Annotated in this window: 7 protein-coding genes and 1 pseudogene; 3 read left to right on the forward strand and 5 right to left on the reverse strand. The window is 72.0% G+C overall.

Going from position 1 to position 6,761, the window contains the following annotated elements; translation table 11 throughout:
- Positions 1-81 precede the first annotated feature (81 nt).
- From G5C65_RS28415 to G5C65_RS40835, 3 genes and pseudogenes are all read right to left on the reverse strand, one after another.
- On the reverse strand, positions 82-1,752 hold the full coding sequence (locus tag G5C65_RS28415) for an ABC transporter permease (RefSeq protein WP_241266116.1): 1,671 nt from the start codon (positions 1,750-1,752) through the stop codon (positions 82-84).
- Entirely contained in the window at positions 1,749-2,294 is a 546-nt protein-coding gene (locus G5C65_RS40830) for an ATP-binding cassette domain-containing protein (protein ID WP_420903370.1), read from the reverse strand. Before G5C65_RS40830 ends, G5C65_RS28415 begins: the two co-directional genes overlap by 4 nt.
- A gap of 3 nt (positions 2,295-2,297) precedes the next feature.
- A pseudogene (locus G5C65_RS40835) lies at positions 2,298-2,642 on the reverse strand (ATP-binding cassette domain-containing protein); the annotation flags it as partial.
- Between the two features lie 179 nt (positions 2,643-2,821).
- On the opposite strand from G5C65_RS40835, the gene G5C65_RS28425 reads away from it, so the two are divergent.
- Positions 2,822-3,346, forward strand: a complete 525-nt coding sequence (locus tag G5C65_RS28425; protein WP_338146709.1) for a GbsR/MarR family transcriptional regulator — start codon at positions 2,822-2,824, stop codon at positions 3,344-3,346.
- Positions 3,347-3,579: 233 nt separating this feature from the next.
- On the opposite strand, the gene G5C65_RS28430 is transcribed toward G5C65_RS28425, so the two are convergent.
- Positions 3,580-4,425: a diacylglycerol kinase gene (locus G5C65_RS28430; protein ID WP_165301883.1), complete on the reverse strand. Its 846-nt coding sequence runs from the start codon at positions 4,423-4,425 to the stop codon at positions 3,580-3,582.
- A gap of 226 nt (positions 4,426-4,651) precedes the next feature.
- Between G5C65_RS28430 and G5C65_RS28435 the strand changes: the two genes are divergently transcribed.
- Both G5C65_RS28435 and G5C65_RS28440 read left to right on the forward strand, forming a co-directional pair.
- Positions 4,652-5,935 (forward strand): adenylosuccinate synthase, encoded by a 1,284-nt coding sequence (locus G5C65_RS28435; protein WP_165301885.1) that lies wholly within the window; start codon positions 4,652-4,654, stop codon positions 5,933-5,935.
- A 227-nt stretch (positions 5,936-6,162) separates the two neighbouring features.
- The gene (locus G5C65_RS28440; protein ID WP_165301887.1) at positions 6,163-6,399 is read left to right on the forward strand and encodes a hypothetical protein; all 237 of its coding nucleotides are present in this window, start codon (positions 6,163-6,165) and stop codon (positions 6,397-6,399) included.
- Positions 6,400-6,546: 147 nt separating this feature from the next.
- Here the strand turns inward: G5C65_RS28440 and G5C65_RS28445 are convergent.
- The coding region (locus G5C65_RS28445; protein WP_420903369.1) for an alpha/beta fold hydrolase at positions 6,547-6,761 on the reverse strand (215 nt) is incomplete at its 5' end.

Raw genomic sequence — 6,761 nt, forward strand, 5'->3', positions numbered from 1 at the left:
AAGGGAGGGGGCGAGACGAGAAGAGAGGGGCAGCTCGGGGGATGCTGCCCCTCTCTCGTCTCTCCTCCTACCGCCTGCCTCTCACTTCGTTTCGAGGTCCCGGCGGTGGAAGCCGGCCGCGCCCGCCGCGAACAGGGCGGCGGCCAGCAGGGTGAGGATCCCCATCGGGAGCCAGTCCATGCTCTCGGCCGGATACTGCGGGATATGCCCGAACGGCGAGAAGTTCTTCAACCCCTCGGGCATGTCGAACAGCTGGCCGAGATAGCCGGTGATGAAGCTGTAGACCGGGATGACCCAGGTGAGCTGCACCGCCTTGGGCGCCCAGCCGAACAGCAGCGCGGCGACCCCGGCCGTCACCCACAGCGCGGGCGCGTAGGCGAGGGCGGCGCCCATCAGCTTGGGCAGCATCTCGCCGTCGCTCACCGAGGCGGCGCCCGCGAGCCCCATGCCGACGCCCCCGGCCAGCAGCACCAGCGTGCCGCCGACGACCGCGACGGCCAGATGGCTGTATAGCCAGCTGGTGCGGGAGAGCCAGACGCCGAGGACCGGCTCGGCGCGCCCCGAGGTCTCCTCGGAGCGCGGACGCAGCGCCGCCATCACCACGTAGATCGACGCGACGACGGCGAGCACGATGACGACCGTGCTGGCGAAGGAGTCGGTGAGGTCGCCGCCGAGCCGCTCCACGGCCTTCTTGAACTGGTCGACGTCCTCGATCATGTCCTCGACGTCGCCCAGCAGCGAGCCGTACATCGCGCCGAGGAGGAGCAGCCCGAAGACGAAGCCGGTCAGCAGGCCGCGGTGCAGCCGCAGCGCGAAGCCGAGCGGTGTGGTCAGCGAGGAGCGGGCGTGCGGCTCGCCGCGCCGCGCCGGGCGCAGCCCCGCGCCGACGTCGCGGCGGGTGCTCAGCGCGTAGCCGGCCGCGCCGACCGCGAGCGCGATGACGATCCCGAGCAGCACGGGCCACCAGCGGTCGTCCAGGAACGGGTAGGCGCGCTGGGCCCAGCCGATCGGGGAGAGCCAGGAGAGGAAGCCCGAGCCCACGTCGCCCGCGGCGCGCAGCGCGTACGCCGCGCCGAGGACCGCGAACGCCATCCCGGACGCCGCCCGGGAGTGCTCGGTGATCTGGACGGTGACGGCGGCGACCCCGGCGAAGACGAGGCCGACCATCAGCTGCCCGCCCGCGAACACCAGGGCGCCCTGGGAGTCGATGCCCTCCAGGTCGAGCCCGGCCAGGCCCATGGCGAGCAGCAGCGCGAGCAGGACGTTGGCGAGGACGGCGACGCCGAGCGCCGCCGTCAGCGGAGCGTGCCGGCCGACGACGCCGGCGCGGACCAGCTCCGCGCGGCCCGTCTCCTCCTCGGCGCGGGTGTGCCGGACGACGAACAGGACCGTCATCAGGGCGACGGCGATCGCGGAGTAGCCCACCATCTGGTGGCTGAACATCGCGCCGTAGTCGTAGCCGCTGTGCAGGTAGTGGTCGGGGCCGGTCATGGCGAGCCCCGCCGGGCTGTCCATGGTGTCGGCGATGTTGGCGCGGTCCTTGGCGTCCGGGTAGGTCGTCTTGAGGTTGTTGGCCGTGCCGACGTTGGCGATGAACAGCGCGAGAACCCATACGGGCAGCCGTACGCGGTCCCGGCGGAGCGCGAAACGGAAGAGGGTGCGGGCCCCCGCGAGGGTGTTTCCCCCGGGGGGCCGCGAGCCCGGAACCGGCCCGACACGAGGGCCGGAGTCGGTAGCGGTGGTGCCGGTCATCGGCTGTTCCCTCCCGCGTCCTGAGCGTTTTCCTCGGCGGCACCGTTGATCTCGGTCAGGCCGTGCCCGTTGGCGGACAGCTCGTCGCCGTAGTGGCGCAGCATCAGCTCTTCGAGCGTCGGCGGGTGGCTGGTGAGGCTGCGGATGCCGAGCGCGCTGAGGTGGCGCACGGCCTCGTCCAGCTGCCCGCCGTCGACGGCGAAGTGCACCCGGCCCCCCTCCGTGCGCACGTCGTGCACACCGGGGAGGCCGTCCAGGCCCTCGACGGGCCGGTGGGTCTCGGCCTCGATGGTGGTCCGGGTGAGGTGCCGCATCTCGCTGAGCGTCCCGGACTGGACGATCTTGCCGAGCCGGATGATGCTCACGCGGTCGCACAGCTTCTCGACCTGGGCCAGGATGTGGCTCGACAGCAGCACCGTCTTGCCCGCCGCCTTCGCCTGGAAGATCACATCCTGGAAGATCACTTCCATCAGCGGGTCGAGCCCGGCGGTGGGCTCGTCGAGCAGCAGCAGTTCCGCGTCGGAGGCGAGCGCCGCGATGATCGCGACCTTCTGCCGGTTGCCCTTGGAGTAGGTGCGGCCCTTCTTGGTGGGGTCGAGGTCGAACCGCTCGATCAGCTCGTCCCTGCGGCCCTTGTCGATGCCACCGCGCAGCCGCGCCAGCAGATCGATGGCCTCACCCCCGGTGAGGGTGGGCCACAGCTCGACGTCGCCCGGGACGTACGCGAGCCGCTGGTGCAGCGTGACCGCGTCGTGCCACGGATCGAGGCCGAGCAGGGTGGCGCTGCCCGCGTCCGCGCGGAGCAGGCCCAGCAGGACCCGGATGGTGGTGGACTTCCCGGCCCCGTTGGGACCGAGGAAGCCGTGCACCTCACCGGGGCGGACGTCGAGATCGAGACCGTCGAGTGCGCGGGTCTGCCCGAAGGTCTTGACGAGGCCCGAGATGGAGATCGCGGTCGTAGTTGTTGCGGTGGCCATGTTTCTGAAGCTACTATAGATTCACAAATTTGTGAAGTTAAGAGCGCGTTAGGATCCCTCGTACGAGGGATAATCGGGGAAGAGCTGAGAACGTGGCAGCACAGCGCATAGAAGACACCCAGGGCACGGACGACGGCCTGCGGGAGTACGAGGAGAAGGCGTCGGCGTTCGTCGAGCGCTTCGCCTCGGACCTCGCGGACGCCGGGATGCAGCGGATGGGCGCCCGCGTCTTCGCCTGTCTGCTGTCCGCCGAGGACGGCACGCTCACCTCGGCCGAGCTGGCCGAGCGGCTCCGCATCAGCCCTGCCGCCGTCTCCGGCGCGATCCGCTACCTCGCCCAGGTGCGCATGGTGAGCCGGCGGCGCACGCCCGGCTCCCGCCGCGAGCGGTACGTGGTGCACGAGGACACCTGGTACTCGTCGATGATCAACCGCGAGCACTTCCTCACCCGGCTCGCCGCCACGCTGAACTCCGGCGTCACCGCGCTCGGCAAGGACACGGAGGCGGGGCGGCGGCTCCGGGAGACGGAGGAGTTCATGCTCTTCCTCCAGGACGAGCTGGAGGGCATCCTCGCCCGCTGGGAACAGCGCCGCGCCGCGCGGGCCGCCTCCTCCTGACCGGGAACCTCTCCCTTCCCGAGAGGGAGCGCTGAGCGCCCCGAAGGGGCGCGGGGAACTGCGCGATCAGCCGGCGCGAACCCGCGGACTGCGACGCGCCCCGAGGGGCAGCCTCCGCCCGGCCGGGCCGGGTCCGGGTGCCCGTGCTGCGCAGGGGGCTGCCCCTTGCCGTGCGTCGCAGGACGCGGGCGCGTCGTGGCGTGGCGCGCAGTTCCCCGCGCCCCTTCGGGGCTCTAGCTTCCGGCCGGGAGGACGAGGCGCCACGCTGCGGGGTGGACCGTCCAGGTGCGCGCCCTCACCGGTCCCCCCACCGCCGCGTCCGCGGCGAAGCGGAAGGGCCCGCCGGAGACGGTGACGGTGCGCGCCCAGGCCGTACGCCCCGGCCGTACGGTCACCTCGGCCAGCCCCGCGCCGTCCGGTCCCGTCCGGACGGCGACCTCCGCCACGGGGCGGTCCGGGTCCGCGAGGAGCTCGCCGTCCGCCTCCACCCGGAGCCGCTGGGGGAGCGGGGCCCGCGGAGCGTCCGGCACCGGCTCGACCGCGCGCGCCACCCGCGCGAGCGAGCGGCGCACCCGGCGCCACGGCGTCCGCGCGGCGCTCCCGGGGCCCGTGCCCACCGCGCCGGCCGCCGGCGGCGGTCCCGCGCCCGGGGCCGGGATCCGCAGCCCGCCCAGCACCACCCCGTCCCCGTCGTCCACCAGCAGGTCGCGCGGCCGCTCGGCCCCGGCGAGCACCGCGCGGGCCGCCGCGACCACGTCGCCGGGCACGCCCAGGCCGCGGAGCACCGTCACCGCGGCCGGGGAGCCGACCGGCACGGCGGCGAGCTCCGGCCCGTACGGATCCCGCTCCCGGTGCAGCTGGTGGACGGCGCCGAGCAGCGCGCGGTCGTCGCCGACGAGCACCGGGCGCCTGGCGCCGCGCCGGGCGAGCGCGCGGGCGGCCTCCTGCCGGTCCCGCGGCCAGCACACCTTCGCTCCCGGCGCCCCGGCGCACAGCACGTCCCGCGCGATCCGCGCGGACTCCCCGTCCGTGACCCTGGCGACGGGATCGACGACCACGAGGAGTTCTGGAGCCGACACCTCGGTCCTTTCTGACCCTCTCCGCTGCTTCTCGCTGCTGCCCTGATCCCCTGCCTGATCCCCTGTTCGTCACCCGGGAGAATTGTTCGGTAATCTCTCGGTGCAAGAGCCCCTGTCGCTGTTGCGCCAGGGGCTTCCTCGATCTGGGGCGCCGTTCCACGGCTCTCGCGATGGCGAAAGGCGCCACGCACGTGGGACATGCCCCGCCCGAAAGGGGTGTACGCCTGTGCCCGCACTCGTGCTGCTCGGTGCTCAGTGGGGTGACGAGGGCAAGGGAAAGGCCACCGACCTGCTCGGTGGATCCGTGGACTACGTGGTGCGCTACCAGGGCGGCAACAACGCCGGCCACACGGTCGTCGTCGGCGACCAGAAGTACGCCCTCCACCTCCTCCCTTCCGGAATCCTCTCCCCCGGCTGCACCCCCGTCATCGGCAACGGTGTCGTCGTCGACCCGGCAGTCCTGCTCTCCGAGCTGAGCGGACTGAACGAGCGCGGCGTCGACACGTCCAAGCTGCTGGTGAGTGGTAACGCCCACCTGATCACGCCGTATCACGAGACGCTCGACAAGGTGACGGAACGCTTCCTCGGCAAGCGGAAGATCGGCACCACCGGGCGCGGCATCGGCCCGTCCTACGCGGACAAGATCAACCGCGTGGGCATCCGGGTCCAGGACCTGTTCGACGAGTCGATCCTGCTGCAGAAGGTCGAGGCCGCGCTCGACTTCAAGAACCAGGTGCTCGCCAAGCTCTACAACCGCCGCGCGATCTCTCCTCAGCAGGTCGTCGAGCAGCTGCTGGGCTACGCGGACGAGCTGCGGGGCTACGTCGCGGACACCGCGATGGTGCTGAACCGGGCCATCGACGAGGACAGGGTCGTCCTGTTCGAGGGCGGCCAGGGCACGCTGCTGGACGTGGACCACGGCACATATCCCTTCGTCACCTCCTCCAACCCCACGGCGGGCGGTGCCTGCACCGGCTCCGGCGTCGGCCCGACGAAGATCGACCGCGTGATCGGCATCCTGAAGGCGTACACCACGCGGGTGGGCGCGGGCCCCTTCCCCACGGAGCTGCTGGACGCGGACGGCGAGGCGCTGCGCGACATCGGCGGCGAGCGGGGCGTGACGACGGGCCGGGACCGCCGCTGCGGCTGGTTCGACGCGGTGATCGCCCGCTACGCGACCCGGGTCAACGGCCTCACGGACTTCTTCCTGACCAAGCTGGACGTGCTGACCGGCTGGGAGCGCATCCCGGTGTGCGTGGCCTACGAGGTCGACGGGCGGCGGGTGGAGGAGCTGCCGTACAACCAGAGCGACTTCCACCACGCGAAGCCGGTCTACGAGTACCTGCCGGGCTGGTCGGAGGACATCACCGGGGCCAAGACCTTCGACGACCTCCCGAAGAACGCGCAGGCGTACGTCACGTCGCTGGAGGAGCTCTCCGGCGCCCCGGTCTCCGCGATCGGCGTCGGCCCCGGCCGGGACGAGACGATCGAGATCAACTCGTTCCTGTGAAGCATGTGTGCGGGGCCCGCCCGTTCGAGGGGCCCCGCACGAGGTCGTCGTCCAGTTCGGCCCAGGGATTGACGGGGCGTGGCGGATTGGTCCGATTGCTCCCCCGAGTGGTGTAAATGTGTGCACGCATGGACCATTCGCGATCAAATTCCCGCGGAACGTGGGAAAGGTTCGACTCGCAAGGGCGCACACGTTTCACGCGCCTCACCGAGCAAGGAGCAAGATTCATGCGTATCCGCACTGCCACCGCCGCTGCCGCCCTGGCCACCACCATGATCCTCACCGGCGCCGGTGCCGCGCTCGCCAGCGGCGGCTCGGGCAACGACGGCAACAAGGGCTCCGGCCACGACGGCAACAGCAAGACCCGGATCTACGACACCGACCTCACCTGGGAGTGGGACGCCAAGCTCATCGGCAACGTCATCACCCCGGGTGTGGCCAAGACCGGGAACATGCACCTGTAAGTGCACCCGTGAGCTTCCGCTGACGTCACGGCGTCAGCTGCCGCACGGCCGGCTCCGCGCAGCGCGCGGGGCCGGCCGTGTGCGTGCGCGGCGACCGGGGCGTCCAGGGCATCCAGGCCGTCCGGGGCGTCCAGGGCGCCGCCGCGCTCAGCGGAGCCGGGCGAGCAGGACCTCGAACGACGGGGTGCGGGGGGTGAGCGCGGCGAAGTGACCGACCCCCGGCAGCAGATGCAGCCGGGCGCCCCAGTTGTTCGCGTACCTCCGCGAGAGCTCCACCGGCACGTCCGTGTCGGCCGTGCCGTGCAGGATCTCGACCGGGATCCGGGGCAGCAGCCGCATCGGGTCCGCGTCCTGCATCCGCT

This window comes from Streptomyces boncukensis (genome assembly GCF_011045075.1).
Taxonomy (GTDB): Bacteria; Actinomycetota; Actinomycetes; order Streptomycetales; family Streptomycetaceae; genus Streptomyces; species Streptomyces boncukensis.

Coding starts and splice junctions, on each gene's coding strand:
- G5C65_RS28415 (WP_241266116.1), bottom strand. CDS start 1,752: ATGACCGGCACCACCGCTACCGACTCCGGCCCTCGTGTCGGGCCGGTT.
- G5C65_RS28440 (WP_165301887.1), top strand. CDS start 6,163: ATGCGTATCCGCACTGCCACCGCCGCTGCCGCCCTGGCCACCACCATG.